Source organism: Nocardia sp. NBC_01388, assembly GCF_045040085.1.
GTDB lineage: Bacteria > Actinomycetota > Actinomycetes > Mycobacteriales > Mycobacteriaceae > Nocardia.
Genome location: NZ_CP109553.1, coordinates 4,040,580 through 4,056,393 on the forward strand (window position 1 = coordinate 4,040,580; position 15,814 = coordinate 4,056,393).

At 68.0% G+C, this 15,814-nt stretch carries 11 protein-coding genes; 3 read left to right on the top strand and 8 right to left on the bottom strand.

The window, feature by feature from the left end:
• Window positions 1-37: 37 nt before the first annotated feature.
• The 4 genes from OG716_RS20040 to OG716_RS20055 are packed head-to-tail and all read right to left on the bottom strand — an operon-like array spanning window position 38 to window position 5,785.
• A complete protein-coding gene (locus OG716_RS20040; RefSeq protein ID WP_405139022.1) occupies window positions 38-970 on the bottom strand; it encodes a glucosyl-3-phosphoglycerate synthase in 933 nt (310 codons plus the stop codon).
• Window positions 967-2,658: an ArnT family glycosyltransferase gene (locus tag OG716_RS20045; protein ID WP_405139023.1), complete on the bottom strand. Its 1,692-nt coding sequence runs from the start codon at window positions 2,656-2,658 to the stop codon at window positions 967-969. The genes OG716_RS20040 and OG716_RS20045 overlap by 4 nt, the downstream gene beginning before the upstream one ends.
• The gene (locus tag OG716_RS20050; protein WP_405139024.1) at window positions 2,655-4,370 is read right to left on the bottom strand and encodes an MFS transporter; all 1,716 of its coding nucleotides are present in this window, start codon (window positions 4,368-4,370) and stop codon (window positions 2,655-2,657) included. The genes OG716_RS20045 and OG716_RS20050 overlap by 4 nt, the downstream gene beginning before the upstream one ends.
• The gene (locus tag OG716_RS20055; protein ID WP_405139025.1) at window positions 4,367-5,785 is read right to left on the bottom strand and encodes a condensation domain-containing protein; all 1,419 of its coding nucleotides are present in this window, start codon (window positions 5,783-5,785) and stop codon (window positions 4,367-4,369) included. The genes OG716_RS20050 and OG716_RS20055 overlap by 4 nt, the downstream gene beginning before the upstream one ends.
• Window positions 5,786-6,041: 256 nt before the next feature.
• On the opposite strand from OG716_RS20055, the gene OG716_RS20060 reads away from it, so the two are divergent.
• The 3 genes from OG716_RS20060 (at window position 6,042) to OG716_RS20070 (ending at window position 10,707) form a co-directional block, all read left to right on the top strand.
• Entirely contained in the window at window positions 6,042-7,076 is a 1,035-nt protein-coding gene (locus tag OG716_RS20060) for an alpha/beta hydrolase (protein WP_405139026.1), read from the top strand.
• A 61-nt stretch (window positions 7,077-7,137) separates the two neighbouring features.
• Window positions 7,138-8,703: a DUF4139 domain-containing protein gene (locus tag OG716_RS20065; RefSeq protein ID WP_405139027.1), complete on the top strand. Its 1,566-nt coding sequence runs from the start codon at window positions 7,138-7,140 to the stop codon at window positions 8,701-8,703.
• Between the two features lie 120 nt (window positions 8,704-8,823).
• Complete coding sequence (locus OG716_RS20070; protein WP_405139028.1) at window positions 8,824-10,707, top strand: PQQ-binding-like beta-propeller repeat protein; 1,884 nt, start codon at window positions 8,824-8,826, stop codon at window positions 10,705-10,707.
• Here OG716_RS20070 and OG716_RS20075 read toward each other — a convergent pair.
• From OG716_RS20075 to infB, 4 genes are all read right to left on the bottom strand, one after another.
• Window positions 10,698-11,693 carry a bifunctional oligoribonuclease/PAP phosphatase NrnA gene (locus OG716_RS20075; RefSeq protein ID WP_405139029.1) on the bottom strand — a complete coding sequence of 332 codons (996 nt, stop codon included), beginning with the start codon at window positions 11,691-11,693 and terminating at the stop codon, window positions 10,698-10,700. The two genes, OG716_RS20070 and OG716_RS20075, sit on opposite strands and share 10 nt — an antisense overlap.
• A 33-nt stretch (window positions 11,694-11,726) precedes the next feature.
• On the bottom strand, window positions 11,727-12,173 hold the full coding sequence (rbfA, locus tag OG716_RS20080; RefSeq protein WP_327144924.1) for a 30S ribosome-binding factor RbfA: 447 nt from the start codon (window positions 12,171-12,173) through the stop codon (window positions 11,727-11,729).
• A 26-nt stretch (window positions 12,174-12,199) separates the two neighbouring features.
• Window positions 12,200-12,490, bottom strand: coding sequence for a DUF503 domain-containing protein (locus tag OG716_RS20085; protein WP_327146468.1), 291 nt, complete (start codon window positions 12,488-12,490; stop codon window positions 12,200-12,202).
• 140 nt (window positions 12,491-12,630) lie between these two features.
• Window positions 12,631-15,747, bottom strand: coding sequence for a translation initiation factor IF-2 (gene infB / locus OG716_RS20090; protein WP_405139030.1), 3,117 nt, complete (start codon window positions 15,745-15,747; stop codon window positions 12,631-12,633).
• Between the last annotated feature and the right edge of the window lie 67 nt (window positions 15,748-15,814).

A 15,814-nucleotide genomic window follows, 5' to 3' on the forward strand; every position in this document is an offset into this window, starting at 1 on the left:
AATTGGAGCCTGCGCAATTGGAGTCTGCGCCGCGTTCTCACAAGATTCCTCCCTCGACGACCTGCATGCTCGCCATGGGTGGCCGGTCCGCGACCGATACTGTGCTGACCGTCCGCCGCCACGAGTTGCCCTCCGGCCGATACAGCGCCAGGCCGATACCCGAATCGTGGATGCCGAGCCGATCGAGCAGGGTGGCGATGAGCTGGCGGCTCATGACGGCCAGTTCATGGGTGGGGCGATTGCGATGAATGCGGGTGCCCAGATCGACCTGGGCAATGGACTGCGCACCGTAGCGCTGCCAGGCGTCGATGAGAATGCCGATCTCGACGCCGTAGCCGGGCGCGAAAGGGATGCCGGTCAACAGCTTTCGGGTTGCGGCGTATTCACCGCCGAGCGGTTGCAGTACCTCGCCGAGTTCGGGCGCCAGCGCGGCGAGCAGCGGGCGCGCCACCAGCTGGGTGACTCGCCCGCCGCCGTCCGCATCACCGGACGGATCGGCGATGAGCGGGCGGCGGTAGTAGCCCTTCACCAGTTCGATGTGCTCCTCGAACAGCTGCGGAGCCAGTAGGGCCGGAACGAAGAGCGGATTCGGCGCCAGCAGATCGGAATCGATGAAGACAACGAGATCACCGGTGGTCACGGCCAGCGACCGCCACAGCACCTCACCCTTGCCCGGCCGTGGCGGTACTCCCGGCATCGCCTGCTCACGGGTGTAAACCGCAGTGGCGCCGGAGGCTTCGGCAATGGCCACGGTGTGATCGGTGGAACCGGAGTCGATGACCACCAGCTCGTCCACCAGTGTTCCCACCAGGCCGCGGATGGATCCGAGTACCCCGGCAATGGTGGCCTGTTCGTTCAGCGCCGGCAGGACGACCGAGACAGTGCGCCCGGCCTTGCGTTCGATCAGCTCCGGTATCGACCAATCCTGGTGAAACCAGGTGATGTTGGCAGGAGTGCTCCGGTAGGTCATCGATCTATCCCTTCACCCGAATCGAGGATGGTGGTGTGCCAGTCCGGCCAGATATCGGACCAGGGGCGCAGCGGATGGTCACAGCGCCAGATGACGACGTGCCGGGTAATGCCCGGGAATCCGAGGGGCGCATCCAACCGGGAGATCGGCCGAGCCTCGGAGAACATCTGGCGCAGTGACGTTTCCGCCGAGCTCGAACCGACGTAGAGCACGGTGGTCGCGGTCTCCGGCGGGCTGCCGAAGTAGGCGAACCCTCTGTTCGCGCTGTACACCGGCGGCAGGCCGACGCCGAGCTCATCGAGAGCTGCTGCCTGCCAATAGTTCTGGGCGATGAGGACCACATGCGAACTCGCATCCGGGTCCAAGCCGAGCACCGCCGCGTCGACGGCTGTCACCATTTCCGCCCAGCCGCTCACACCGAACAGGCGCATTCGCAGGGACGCGGCGCGCTGCGTGTCCGCGGGTTCGCGCAGTGACGATGCGGGCAAGGGGAGCAGGACGACCACGGCCAGGGCGATCACCATCGACACTACGGCCACGCCACGACCGGCAATGTCGAGCCAGGTGCGACGGTCGCGATCGGCGTACCACACCGCGCCTGCCGCGAGCAGTACCGGGAACAGGCCCGCCAGGTAGTAGGGCCTGGAGTCGGTGACCACCACGAACAGCGCCTGCACCAGCACCGCGACCGCGGCAAATCGATAGGGGCGCAATGCCGGAGACCGCAGCAGTGCCCACAGTCCGGCGGCGGCCACCGGGCATCCGAACACCCCGAGCAGCAGTGCCCACTGCATCGGCAATCCGCCCACACCGCCGGTCGCCGCCCGCTGCTCCGCCGCGATGACCGGACCCATGGCCAGCTGTGGCCAGCCGTGCCGCACCTGCCACCACAGACTCGGGACCGCGGAGAGCCCGGCCGCCGATATCCCCGCCCACAGCAGCGGGCGGCGGCACACCGCACGCGGACCGAAGATGAGGAATCCCAGCACAATTCCGGCGCCGAGGACCGGTAGCAGCAGCTTCACCTGCAGGTCGACAGCGGCAATGACCGCAGCGCCGAGGAGCAGCCGATCGTCACGAATTCTGCTCCAGCGCACCAGCATCCAGAGCAGTGCGGCGGACAGGGTGGCATCGATCGCGAACGTGGACAGCGTGGCCGCCGCCGTGATCACGAAGGGACTCGTGGCGTACGCGAGCGCCGCCATCCGCTGCGCTCCTCGGCCACCCCCGAACTCCCGCGCCAGCGCGGCGCACACCGAGATCGCCGCCACCGCGCACACAATCGACGGAATCCGCAGCACGGTCACCGATTCCGGCGCGATCCAGCCCGCTGCACGGGCCAGCACCGGCACCAGCGGCCCCTGATCCGCATACCCGACCGCAAGATGCCGCCCGGCCGAGAGGAAGTACAGCTCATCCCCGAAGTAGCCGTACCGTCCCGCCCGCAGGCACAGCACCACCGCCGTCACCCCCGCGATCACACCCACCCACCGCACGTCCCACGGCGGCAACGCATCTCGGATGATCCCGTACTGGGAGTCATCGGCAGAGGGGCCGGGTTCCTGCGACAGCACGGCTGCGCCGGAACCAGTTGCCGACCGCCATGCATTCTCGCCGGCAGGGGTTGCGACCCGCTGCGGCGCATCCGCTCCGGCGGGAGCCTCCGGCCGCTGCGGCCCGGTGTTCATGTCCGCCGCCCGGGCAGCGCGAGTGTGAGCACGGCGAGTAGCGCGGATACTCCGGCCATGATCCAGAGCACGGTGGTGAGCGCGGCGAGATAGGACTGCGCCGCAACCCGGGCGAAGAACACCATCCCCAGCACGGCCACCCCCACCGAACTGCCGACCTGCTGCACCGTCGGCACGATCCCCGACGCCGATCCGGCAGCACGATCGGCCACTCCGGCAATCATCAACGGCGGCAGCGGTGCGGCGAACCAGCCCATACCCGCACCGGCCGCGAATACCGGCCACACCAATTCCCGGATATCCAATCCGGCCCCGTCCGCGTGCACGGTGTGCGCCGTCGCCCCCAACCCGACAGCGAACACCGTCATGCCGGCGGTCAGCGCCCGGGTTCCGCACAGCGACACCAGAACCGGCGAACTGAGTGCACCGGCCACCGCACCGACCGCGAACGGCAGCATGACGAGCCCGGTCCGCGATGCCGACCAGCCCAACCCTGACTGCGCCGCCACCGACACCGTGAACAGCATTGCCGTGAAGACGCCATAGAACACCGCCATGAGCACCGCGCCCACGCCGAACCCACGGTCGGCGAACAACTCCAGCCGCACCAGTGGCTCCGCACCGCGCGCCGCCCGGCGACGCTGCTCGATCACGAAGACCACCAGCACCGGGACGGAGAGCGCCAGCGGCACCAGTATTGCTGGCGGCCAGCCCATTTCACGTCCATAGGTCAGCGGATACACCAGCAGCCCCAACCCCGAGGCCGACAGCACCGCCCCTTTGATATCGAGCCGCCGCACCAGCCCACCCCAGCCGCCCTCCAGCGAGGCCGATTCCGCCTCCGGCACAACCAGATCGCTATTCGGCGCCGAGCCGGAGCCGGTGTGCGCGATGTACGACGCTCGAGAAAGGCCGGTGCCGACTCCGCACTCCTCGCCGTCTCCCGCCCCCGGCCGGAAGTTGACAGCCGAATCCGGACAGTCCCCCGACTGTGCCGCGAGAGGTGTTGGTATGCGGCCGGTTTCCCGCACACGTCGCCCGGGATCCATCGCCGCGCCACCACCCTCGGTACCGAGCCCGGACCACCCGGCGTGCTGCGGTACCGGCGATCGCAGCCGGTTCGCCAGTGCCACAGCCACACCCGCGAGTGGCACATTGATCAGGAAGACGGCTCGCCAGCCCAGCCCCAGCGGATCGGCGTCCACGAGCGCGCCGCCGAGCATCGGACCCGCCATGCCCGCGAGCCCTGCGACCGCACCGTAGAGGCCGAAGGCCGTGGCCCGCGCGCGCTCCGGAAATGCCGCGGTGATGATCGCGATGGTCTGCGCGGATGCCATTGCCGCGGCTATCCCCGCGACGCCGCGTGCTACCACCAATTCTCCAGCGCCGGAGACGATTCCACACCAGAGCGAAGCAGCGCCGAAGGCGGCCAGGGCGGCGGGGAACACGAGGCGCCGTCCGAGCAGATCACCGATCCGGGCGGCGGTCGGCAGGGTACACGCGAAGGCCAGGCCGTAGGCGCTCACGATCAGCAGTTCGGCCGCGGAACTCGCCCCGAGATCCCGGGCCAGCGCGGGCATGGCGGTATGCACGATGGTCAGGTCCAGCATTTGCATGAATACCGCAATCAGGCACGCCGACAGGGCAATCCACGCACCCGGAGATTTCGTGGCGCCCGCGTCGCCGGTCCGGTCCGACTCCCGGACGGTCATGACAGCGCCGGGACCCGGACCACGTAGTCCCCGTCGGCGGCCACCGTCGTGACGATGGTGACCAGCTTCTGCACATACCGGTCGACCGAGGCGTGCGCCTGCGGAGTGTCGGGGAACAGCAGGGTCAGGGTGGTCACATCGTTCATGCGATTGACCCAGAGAAAGACCTCACCGGAGCTGCCGTCGCTGCCGTACAGCCCGCCCTTGATGGCGTCGAACATGTCCGCACCGGCCATTTTCCGGACATCGACATAGGACACCATGGGTGCCGCGAAACCCGGGCGGGTCCGAATGCCGAGGTCGGGCGTGACCAGCTCCAGCACCCGGTGCAGTGAGATATCCGTGAGGTCCCGGGCCCGCTCGGTCGCCTCCTGTGCCGCCGCCACCAGCGCGGTGAAGGTGCCCACGGACTCCACCGGGACCACCACCGGAATGAGATTGGTGTACCAGCCCACCGAGTCCATCTCCCCCGGCAGGAATCGCGTATTGGCCGGGGTGAAGCCGAAATAGCTTTCCTTGCCGGTCAATTCGAATTCCGCGAGCGCGACCGCCGCGAACAATCCGCCGAAGAATCGGCCACCGTGCTCCTCGCACACCTGATCGAAGCGCAGCATATCGGTTTCGCTCAGCAGCGGAATGGTGAGTTGCGCACTCCGGCTGTATCCACCGGCCGAGCCCAGATCGAGCGGGAAGTGCGGCACCTGACCGTCATTGCGCCGCAACAGCTCCACCCACCGGGCTACCGAGGCGGACTCCAGGGTGAGCTGCCCATTGAGGCGGCGCTCCCGGGCGCAGTAGCCGATATGACCGTCGACCGGGGGCAAAGCCAGTGTGCCACCGGATATTTCGGTGCCGTACAGCAGCAGCAGTTCCACGCACGAGAGCGCCTGCGCCACACCGTCGGTGTGCAGATGATCGACGGCCGCGTACACGGTGAACGAATCGGGACGCTCGATGATCCCGAAGGAGAAGCAATCCCATTCGAAGGGACCCGGCGTCTCGGCCTGCACGCGTTCGCGCAGCGCGCCGAGATCGGTGAACTCACCGTACGTGGCAGGCGTGAAATCGATATCCGCCGGATCCGCGACATGGCGCACGAACCACTCACCGCGCTCCGGCGCGAACCAGCTGTGGAACGTGTCGTGCCTGCGCAGGAACGCGTTCACCGTGGCGGTCATGGCCCGCTGGTCCGGCACTCCGGGAATATCGAAGGAGATCATGCATATTCGCGAAACCCGCAATCCCGCAACGTCATTACGCTGCGCCGCCCGCAGATACGCCTCCTGCTGATACGACGGACCCACGTCATGCGCGGGCGCACGCCGCACCGCCGCCCGCGATTGCGGCGATGCGGTCCAGGTGGTGAGCCGGCCCGGCTCCGGATGCCAGTCGTCGAACAAACCGAATGCGACCATGATGACCCTCGATTCCTACAGCTGAGAACCACGCGTCACCGCCGGAATCATGTGTCCGGGGGTAACAGGTTTTCGAGTGAACGGCACGCGGCGGCACCCTGACCAGCGGCGCGCCGAAAGTCTGTGATCATTCCCAAGCCTGTGTGCCGTCGACCGGACGGTCTCCCAAAGGTTCGCGACATTCATTGTCGCGGCATTGCTTTGGTCCTAACGTGACCAGCCGACCGGCTCCACTCCAGACGATCGGAGGTCTCGGGTGAAGGCAGCAGTCCCGCTCGTCTCGCTCACACTCGCCCTCGCGCTGCCCTGGCTGGGTGTCGCGGCTCCGGCACGAGCGGAGCCCGCGCCACCGGCCGCGGTGCTGGCGGCCGCACACCTCGCACCGGACGGTTCCGGCTTGATCGCGGTGACCGAGGACCCCGGCGGCCTGCTCGACATGCGGGTGCACTCCACCGCCATGGATGCCGATATCGCGCTGAAAGTCCTTCGCGCACCGGATGGTTCGGCCCCCGCACCGACCCTCTACCTGCTCAACGGAGCCGCCGGCGGCTCCGATGCCAGCAGTTGGACGGATCAGACCGATATCGTCGATTTCTTCCGCGACAAGCAGGTCACGGTGGTCGTGCCATTGGGCGGCAGTGGCAGCTACTTCACCGATTGGCGGACCGACGATCCCGCGCTGGGCCGGGTGCGGTGGAGCACCTTTCTCACCCAGGAGTTGCCGCCCATTATCGATTCGGCGCTGAACGGTAGCGGCGCGAACGCCGTCGCGGGCATCTCCATGGCGGGCACCTCGGTCTTCCAGCTCGCGCTCGACGCACCCGGCAGGTACCGCGCCATCGGCTCCTACAGTGGGTGCGCCCGCACCAGCGACCCCATCGGCCAGGCCTTCGTCGATGCCGTGGTGCTGCGCTGGCATGGCAATCCCGCCAATATGTGGGGCCCACCGGGTGATCCGGCCTGGACCGCCAACGACCCCTACCTGCATGCCGACCGGCTCCGCGGCACCGCCGTCTACGTCTCGACCGGCAATGGACTCCCGGGCCCACTCGACACCCTCGACGGGCCCGGAATACACGGCAGCGCAGCAAAACTCGTCGGCCAGCTCACCAGCGGCGGCGTGCTCGAAGCCATTACCGATCAGTGCGCGCTGGCGCTCCGCGACCGTCTCCAAACCCTCGGCATCCCAGCCACTTTCAACCTCCGCCCGGCCGGAACCCACTCCTGGGGCTACTGGCAGCAGGATCTGCACGACTCCTGGCCCCTGTTCGCCCGCGCGCTGCACGGGTGATCGACACCGCGCCGCGGCAAAAGACCTACACCGAATCGGGCACTCGAGGCAGGCTGAGCACATGACCCAACTCGAAACCGCCATCACCGCGGTCACCGTGTACCCGGACCGAGCCCGCGTGACCCGATCCGGCAAGGCGAATCTGGTGGCGGGCGAGCATCGGATACGGGTGGCGCCCCTGCCCACCGGCCTGCTGCACGATTCGATCCGGGTGGCCGGACAGGGCGATGTGACGGTACTCGGCGTCGATATCGTCACCGAGCGGCAGGCGGCGACCAGTGACGAGCAGGTCGCGGACCTGCTGGCCCGCATGCGCACCCTGGATGCCGCGATGACCGAGCTCGCCGACGCCGACCGCGCCGCGGAGGCTCGCGTGGCATTCCTGAAACGGCTCGCCCAGCAGTCCGCCGAACGGCTGGCGAAGGCCGATGAGGACCGCGTCATCGAATTCGCCGACAGCCTCGAAGCGCAGTACGGGGCCGTCCACGCCGCACGACGCGAACGGGAACGGCTGCGGCAGGAGCACATTCGCGAACATCAGGCCCTCGAGCGGCAACTGGCGGACCTGCGCGGAAAAGACCGGACCGATATCAAGGTCGCGGTGATCACCGTCGATGCCGCGCAACCGGTGACCGTGGACCTCGAGGTGTCCTATGTGGTGCCGAGTGCGCGCTGGTACAGCACCTACGATCTGCGCCTCGGCGAGACCGGGCTGACGCTGCGCTGGTTCGGACTGGTGCTGCAGAGCACGGGCGAGGACTGGCCCGAATGCCGGTTGCAGCTCTCCACCGCCCGCCCGGCGCAGGCGCTGGACGTCCCCGAATTGGATCCGTGGTTCATCACCGCCGAAGCGCCGCCCGCACGGATGTACCGCAAGGCATCCCGCATGGCGGGGTCCGCCGATATGAGCGCCGATACGGTCAGCTTCGGTGCGCCCGGCGGCGCAATGCCCGCCGCCGCCATGCCCGCACCTCGGATGCGGGAGTCGGTCGCCACCGTCGAACAGGGCGTCACCGCGGCGACCTATACGCCGCAGCGCACCGTCGCGGTACCGTCCGACGGCACCTCGCACCGCACCGTCATCACGGCCCTCGATCTGGAAGCGCAGCTCGATCACGTGACCGCGCCGGTGCGGTCGCTGGAGGCGGTACTGCGCGCGACGGCCCGCAATACCTCCGAGCACACGCTGCCCGCCGGCCGCGCGGCCCTGTTCCACGACACCGAATACGTCGGCGCCACCGACCTCGAGACCTGGGCTCCAGGCGAGGAGCGCGAACTCGCGCTCGGCGTCGACGATCGCATCCGTGTCGAACGAGAACTGGTGCGCCGCAATGCCACCAAGGCCACGCTGGGATCGACCCGCCGCACCGAGGTGGAATACACCATCACCATCAGCAACCACGGCGCCCGCCCCGCCACCGTGACAGTCCTGGACCGCCTCCCCGTATCCCGCGACGCCGCCATCACCGTCCGCGAAACCACCGCCAAGCCCCAGCCCGCCGACCGCGATGAACTCGGCGTCCTCACCTGGAAGACCGCCCTGGCCCCCCGGGCCGACACCACCATCACCTTCGGCTACCGAGTCGAATCCGCCAAAGGCGTCACCATTTACGGCCTCGACGACTGACCACTCACCCCGTTCGCCGACGGCAGTGTCACGTACTGCCGTCGGCGAACACCCACCGGACGGCTCGTCCTGCGAGAACTAGGCTGAGGCTCGCAGGACGTTGGAGTACAGGGGGACGACATGGTCAATGGTGTTGAGACGCTGCGCAAGTGGCTGTCCCGGATTGCTGCGGCGACGGGAGCCGTCGCCGCCGGATTGATCGTCGGAGGCGCTGGACTCGCGATCTACAGCCGGTGTTTCGCATCGACTCGGTCGCTGCGCAAGACTTGGCTGCAGAACGGGTATTTCTACGATTCCGGTCCGGGAGTGGAGATCTCGGCCCTACCCGGACATCTCGCCACGGCGGCGCTGGCGGCCGGAATCATGATGACGCTGCTGTTGTCGGCCATCACCGTTCAGGCCGTCCGGAATCGCAGAACATACGACGGCCTGGGCACTTTCGTAGTCATGACGGTGGTGGCAGGGCTCGCGATCCTGCCGATCCTGGCAGTCAGGTACCACCTGCCCACCGCCTACGCGAAAATCAGGCTCGACTACCAGCTGTTCGGCCAACTACCCACCGCGATCGCCGCCAATGGCCTGGTTCTCCTCGGAACTGTATTCGTCATCGGAATGGCCCTGCGGCCGAACAGTATTCGAAGCCTGCCGCGCCCCATACTCGCCGCCCTGACAACGGTGGGGTTACTGGTATCGACCGTAGTCGCGGTGGGCGCGATCCGCGCCGGTGACGATCAGCGCAATGTCGATCACGTCTCGGCGTCTCGCGTGGATATCCCCGCCCTGCCGGATCGCCTGGGTACGGAACGTTTTCGGATACCGGTACCCCTGGAGACTCCGCTGCCGGACAGCAACCCCGCCGGTGATGTGGTGTCGGCGGGCGCGGGCTTCGTTATTGCCACCTGGCAGGGCCTGACCGCCTACGACGGGACGACGGGGGCACCGCGCTGGCATTATCTGCGGCGTAACCGATACGACGGGCACCGCGGACTCACCTATGTGCCGAAGTCCCTGCGAACACTCGACGACGGGAAAGTCGTGCTCGCGATGTGGCAGCGGCTGGCCTGGATCGCCTTCGACGCGATGACCGGTGAGATCCTCTGGCAGGGTTCGGACTTCGCCCACGACGCGGCATTGCCCGGAGCCGACCTGGTCTTCCCCGTGAATGAATTCGACACCGGTTCCGAGGCCCTGATCATGGTGGACGATGACCGAATCACCGGTTACGACCCCCGGACCGGACTTCGCCGGTGGTCGAAGAATATGACCACACCCGGGTGCACGCCGACCCGCATGTATACCCTCGCCACCGAAACGGCGGTCTATCAAACTTCCGACTGCAAGAACAACAGCGAATCCTGGTTTGTCGCAACGGCGCTGGACGCGCGCACCGGCGCAGTGATCGCCACCCGCGAATTGGGCCGGATGGCGGAGTCGGCCGAACGCGCACCGCACGCGGTTATCGAGCGTCTCGATGGTGTCGTCCGCGTGAGTTGGGACCTGGGGAACACCATTCACAAAATCGTGGTCGGCGCGCCCGAGCAGCTCGGAACGGCTCCGGAAACCGATTTGCCGGACCCTATCCTGGTCGCGGGTGACCGAACCGGTACCCAGGTTCTGACCGACAGGTCGACGTACGATGGCACCTACTACCACGATCACTTCATCGTCCAATCGCTCCCCGGCGGGATCGACAAGGTCGAATTGGCCGGACGTCAGGACACCTTCGAAAGCCCCGCGCTCTTCCTGTCAGCGGAGATCGTTCGACCGATCACGAGCTGGATCGAGCAGACCAAGGTGCACAACAGCATCCAGTCCTGGAGCCTCGACAGCGGCCGGCCGACATCACCCGAGCAGGTCACCAGTGCGAACCACGCCTGCGAGGACACGCAGTTACTGCGGGCGCCCGGTGCGACACTGGCCGTGTGCCGGGACGAACGGTCGATCGAGGTGGTCGGCTTCGCCCCGGCCCCGAAATCGACTGCACCGCAGCAGAATCAGGGTTGAGCGAGCTCTCGGGTCAGGTTCTCGATGAGTTCATCGAGGCTGCCGGTGGTGGAGTAGCCGGCGGCGTAGCGGTGGCCGCCGCCGCCCAAAGCTCCTGCGACGCAGGCGACGTCGACTCCCGGTGAGCCGTCGGCACTGTCGTGCGAGCGGAGGGAGACCGTCCACTGTCCGGAGGTGCTGCGGGTTTCCTTGAAGACGGCCGCCACCTGGGCCTCGGAGGTGGTGCGGATGAGGTCGATAATGCTCTCGACCTCCTCCGAACGCACGCCGACGGTGTCCTCGCGGCGGACGAAGACGTAGACCAGGCCCGCACCGTTCGCGGCCTCGCGATCCAGCTCCGCCGACGCGAGGACACGCGACAGCATGGGCAGCCAGGCGAAGGGGTGGGTGTCCATGAGGGTCCGGGTGATCCCGGCGCCGTCGATGCCGGTGGCCAGCAAGCGCTCCGCGAGCGCGTGCGAGCCGGGCCGGGCCCATTTGAACGAGCCGGTATCGGTGACCAGTCCGGCGTAGAGACAGTGCGCCACGTCGCGGTCGATGGGTTCACCCCAGGCGTCCAGCACCCGGGCGACCAGACCTGCTGTGGATTCGGCGTTTTCATCGATGACGTTCACCATGCCGAAGCGGGTGTTCGAGCGGTGATGATCGAGTACGAGACTGACGCGAGCGCCGCCGAGACGATCCGCGAGCGCGCCCAGCCGACCGGCACTGCCGCAGTCCACCGCGACCAGCACATCCACCTCGCGCGCGACCTGCTTCGCCGGCACGAGCAGTTCGGTCCCGGGCAGCCCGCGCATGGATACCGGCAGCTCCGACGGCTCGGCGAAGGACACCTGCACCGGCACTCCCCGCCGGCGCAGCACCTGCGCCAGAGCCAGCCCGCTGCCTATGGTGTCGGCATCGGGCTGGACATGGCTCAGCACCGTGACCGATCGAGCGGTGTCGAGTATCGACACCGCCGCGGCCAGATCGACCGGTTCAGTCACCGGCGGTCTCCTCCCCCGCAGAAGATCCGCAGGTCAATCTTCGTCTTTGTCGTCGTCGACCTTGTACGGGTCGGCGTCGCCGGCGTGGGTCGCATTGACCGCGACCTGTGCGACACGAGCGTCGGCGTCGCGGGCCCGGGCCAGCAACTCCTCCATCTCCTTCGCGACGGTGGGCACGGTATCGAGCTTGAACGCCAGTGACGGCGTGAACTTCACGCCGGTGCCCGCGCCGACCTTGGAACGGAGAATGCCCTTGGCCTTCTCCAGTCCGGCCGACGCCTCGGTGTAATCGGGCTCGGTGTCGAGCGTTTCGCCCATCACCGTATAAAAGATGGTGGCCTCTCGCAGATCACCGGTCACCTTGCAATCGGTGACGGTGACGAACCGCAGTCGCGGATCCTTGATCTCGTACTCGATCGCGGTGGCCACGATCGAGGAGATCCGCTTGGCGAGTCGGCGTGCCCTGGCTTGATCCACCATGGCTGTGCCCTCCTCACTGGTTAGATTCAGTCTTCGGGTCCGAAGACGCGGCGGCGTACCGCCAGCAACTGTAACTCCGGGCGTGCTGCCACGTGCCGTTCACACTTGTCCAGCACCTGGGTCAGGTGGTCCATTCCCACACCGACCATTGCGACGCCCAGCAACGTACGCCGGTACAGATCGTGATCGCCGCCTTCTGCGGCGCTCACACCGAACTTGATCAGCTCGGCTATGACCGGGCGGATGACGGAGCGCTTCTCCTTCAGCGAATGTACGTCGCCGAGAAGTATGTCGAACTCGAGCGCTCCCACAAACAGTTTTTCAGTCATGTAATGCGCACGCACTTACCTGGAATGGCCGACGCGCTCCACGGCGTGCGCACGAGTGCGTCGGAATCTATTGGTACACAACCCTGCCGGGACAGGATCGCTCCCGTCCCGGCAGGTCGTTGCACATACTAGTCGCGCGGCTTCTCGCGCAGCTCGTACGCCTCGACGATGTCACCTTCACGAATGTCGTTGTAGGTGAGCGTCATACCGCATTCGAAGCCCTCGCGGACCTCGGTGGCGTCATCCTTCTCGCGACGAAGCGAGGAGATGGTGACCGTCTCGGCGACAACAACGTTGTCACGCAGCAGGCGCGCCTTGGCATTGCGCTTGACCGAGCCGGAGGTAACCCAGCAACCGGCGATATTGCCGACCTTGGACGAACGGAAGATCGCGCGGATTTCCGCCCGGCCCAGTTCGACCTCTTCGTAGATCGGCTTGAGCAGACCCTTGAGGGCCTTCTCGATCTCGTCGATCGCCTGGTAGATGACCGAGTAGTAGCGAATGTCCACGCCTTCGCGGTTCGCCAGCTCGGTCGCCTTGCCCTCGGCCCGGACGTTGAACCCGATGATGATCGCGTTCGACGCCGACGCCAGGTTGACGTTGGTCTCGGTGACGCCACCGACACCGCGGTCGATGACGCGCAGCCGCACCTCTTCGCCGACATCGATACCGAGCAGCGCCTCTTCGAGGGCCTCGACGGTACCGGAGTTGTCGCCCTTGAGGATCAGGTTCAGCTCCGAAGTCTCCTTCAGGGCGGCATCCAGATCTTCCAGGGAGATGCGCTTGCGGCTGCGTGCGGCCAGCGCATTGCGCTTACGCGCATTACGACGGTCCGCGATCTGGCGAGCGATGCGATCTTCCTCGACGACGAGGAGGTTGTCGCCGGCGCCGGGCACCGAGGTGAAACCGATGACCTGGACGGGCCGCGACGGCAGGGCCGCCACGACGTCTTCGCCGTGCTCGTCGACCATGCGGCGCACTCGGCCGTAGGCGTCGCCCGCCACGATCGAATCACCGACGCGCAGCGTGCCGCGCTGGATGAGGACGGTGGCCACCGGGCCACGTCCACGGTCCAGGTGGGCTTCGATCGCCACACCCTGCGCGTCCATGTCCGGGTTCGCCCGCAGATCCAGGGTGGCATCCGCGGTGAGGACGACCGCCTCGAGCAGCTGCTCGATATTGGTGCCCTGCTTCGCCGAGATGTCGACGAACATGGTCTCGCCGCCGTACTCCTCGGCGACCAGACCGTATTCGGTCAGCTGCTGGCGAATCTTCTGCGGATTCGCGCCTTCCTTATCGATCTTGTTGACCGCCACCACGATCGGCACATCCGCGGCCTGCGCGTGGTTGATGGCCTCCACCGTCTGCGGCATGACGCCGTCGTCGGCCGCGACCACGAGGATCGCGATGTCGGTGGCCTTCGCACCACGGGCACGCATGGCGGTGAACGCCTCGTGGCCCGGTGTATCGATGAAGGTGATCAGTCGATCGAGCTGGTTGACGTGCGTCAGCACCTGGTAGGCGCCGATGTGCTGGGTGATACCGCCGGCTTCGCCCTCGCGGACGTTCGCCTGGCGGATGGTGTCCAGCAGTCGGGTCTTACCGTGGTCGACGTGGCCCATGACGGTCACGACCGGCGGACGGAACTGCAGATCGTCCTCGTCGCCCTCGTCCTCGCCGTAGGTGAGGTCGAAGTTGGCGAGCAGCTCGCGGTCCTCGTCCTCCGGGGAGACCACGTGCACGACGTAGTTCATCTCCGAACCCAGCAGCTCGAGGGTCTCCTCGTTCACCGACTGGGTCGCGGTGACCATCTCACCGAGATTGAACAGCGCCTGGACCAGCGAGGCCGGGTTGGCGTTGATCTTGTCGGCGAAGTCGGACAGCGAGGCGCCACGGGCGAGGCGGATGACCTCGCCGTTGCCGCGGGGCAGCCGCACGCCGCCGACGGCCGGAGCCTGCATGCTCTCGTACTCGGCGCGCTTCGCCCGCTTCGACTTACGGCCCTTGCGGACCGCGCCACCCGGACGGCCGAAGGCACCCGCGGCACCGCCGCGGCCACCACCGGAACCGGGACGGCCACCGCCGCCACCGCCGGGACGCCCGCGGAAACCACCCGCTGCTGCGCCGCCACCGGCACCCGGAGCACCACCGGTACCCGGGGCGCCGCCCTGGCCACCGCGGTACGGACCACCGGCACCGGCCGGACGACCTGCACCGCCACCGGGGCGCGGACCACCCTGACCCGGACCACCGGGACGACCGCCGCCGGGAGCCGGACGTGCGGCACGCGAGGGCATGGCACCCGGATTCGGGCGGGGAGGCATGGAGCCGGGGTTGGGACGCGGGCCGCCGGGACGGGGACCGCCCTGACCGGCAGCCGGACGCGGACCACCCTGACCCGGAGCCGGACGACCGCCACCCTGGGCGCCACCCGGACGGGGGCCACCCTGACCGGGACGCGGGCTCTGACCGGGGCCGGGACGCGGACCACTCTGGCCGGGGGCCGGACGAGCGCCGCCCTGACCCTGAGCCTGGCCCGGAGCCGGACGCGGCGCGGGACGCTCGGGAGCGGAGGAGAAGGGATTGTTGCCGACGCGCGGGGCCTTCGGACCCGGCTTCGGACCGGCCGGGCGCGGAGCGGCGCTCGGTGCCGGAGCGGCAGCCTGCGCAGCCGCGGGACGCGCCTCGGCGGCAGGAGCCGGCTGGGCCGGACGCGGAGCGCCGGGAGTCGGACGCTGACCCTGCTGCTGCGGTGCGGCAGCCGCGGCCGGAGCCTCGGAAGCTGCTGCGGGAGCAGGGGTTTCACGCACGGCCGGCTTGGGAGCCGGAGCGGGCGCAGCCGGACGGGGCGCACCGGGACGCGGTCCCGACGCCTCGGCATTGGCCGCCGGGGCGGCCTGCTCGGAAGCGGCCGGAGCCTTGGGCGCTGCCGGAGCCGGGGCTGCCGGGGCCGGAGCGGACGGACGGGGCGCGCCGGGACGAGGTCCCGAGGATGCGCCGGGGGCCGGCTTCGCAGCCGGACGCGGGGCCTGGTCGCCGGGCTTACCGGCGGCCGGCTTTGCGGAACCGTTCGCCGGGGTGCTCTTCGGGGCGACGGACTCCCGCAGGCGACGTGCGACGGGTGCTTCCACCGTCGACGACGCGGACTTCACAAACTCGCCCTGCTCCTTGAGCCTTGCGAGTAGTTCCTTGCTCGTGACACCGAGTTCTTTAGCCAACTCGTGCACGCGGGCCTTGCCTGCCACTGCTCTCCTCACTGAGAGGTCGAGCGCGACAACCCTTTTGGGAAGGGAGGCCCGCACGACCCCAGAT

Bases quoted from the DNA above. Each gene is read 5' to 3' on its own strand.
- OG716_RS20045 (WP_405139023.1), bottom strand. From the start codon at position 2,658: ATGAACACCGGGCCGCAGCGGCCGGAGGCTCCCGCCGGAGCGGATGCG.
- OG716_RS20040 (WP_405139022.1), bottom strand. From the start codon at position 970: ATGACCTACCGGAGCACTCCTGCCAACATCACCTGGTTTCACCAGGAT.
- OG716_RS20055 (WP_405139025.1), bottom strand. From the start codon at position 5,785: ATGGTCGCATTCGGTTTGTTCGACGACTGGCATCCGGAGCCGGGCCGG.
- OG716_RS20050 (WP_405139024.1), bottom strand. From the start codon at position 4,370: ATGACCGTCCGGGAGTCGGACCGGACCGGCGACGCGGGCGCCACGAAA.
- OG716_RS20070 (WP_405139028.1), top strand. From the start codon at position 8,824: ATGGTCAATGGTGTTGAGACGCTGCGCAAGTGGCTGTCCCGGATTGCT.
- rbfA (WP_327144924.1), bottom strand. From the start codon at position 12,173: ATGGTGGATCAAGCCAGGGCACGCCGACTCGCCAAGCGGATCTCCTCG.
- OG716_RS20065 (WP_405139027.1), top strand. From the start codon at position 7,138: ATGACCCAACTCGAAACCGCCATCACCGCGGTCACCGTGTACCCGGAC.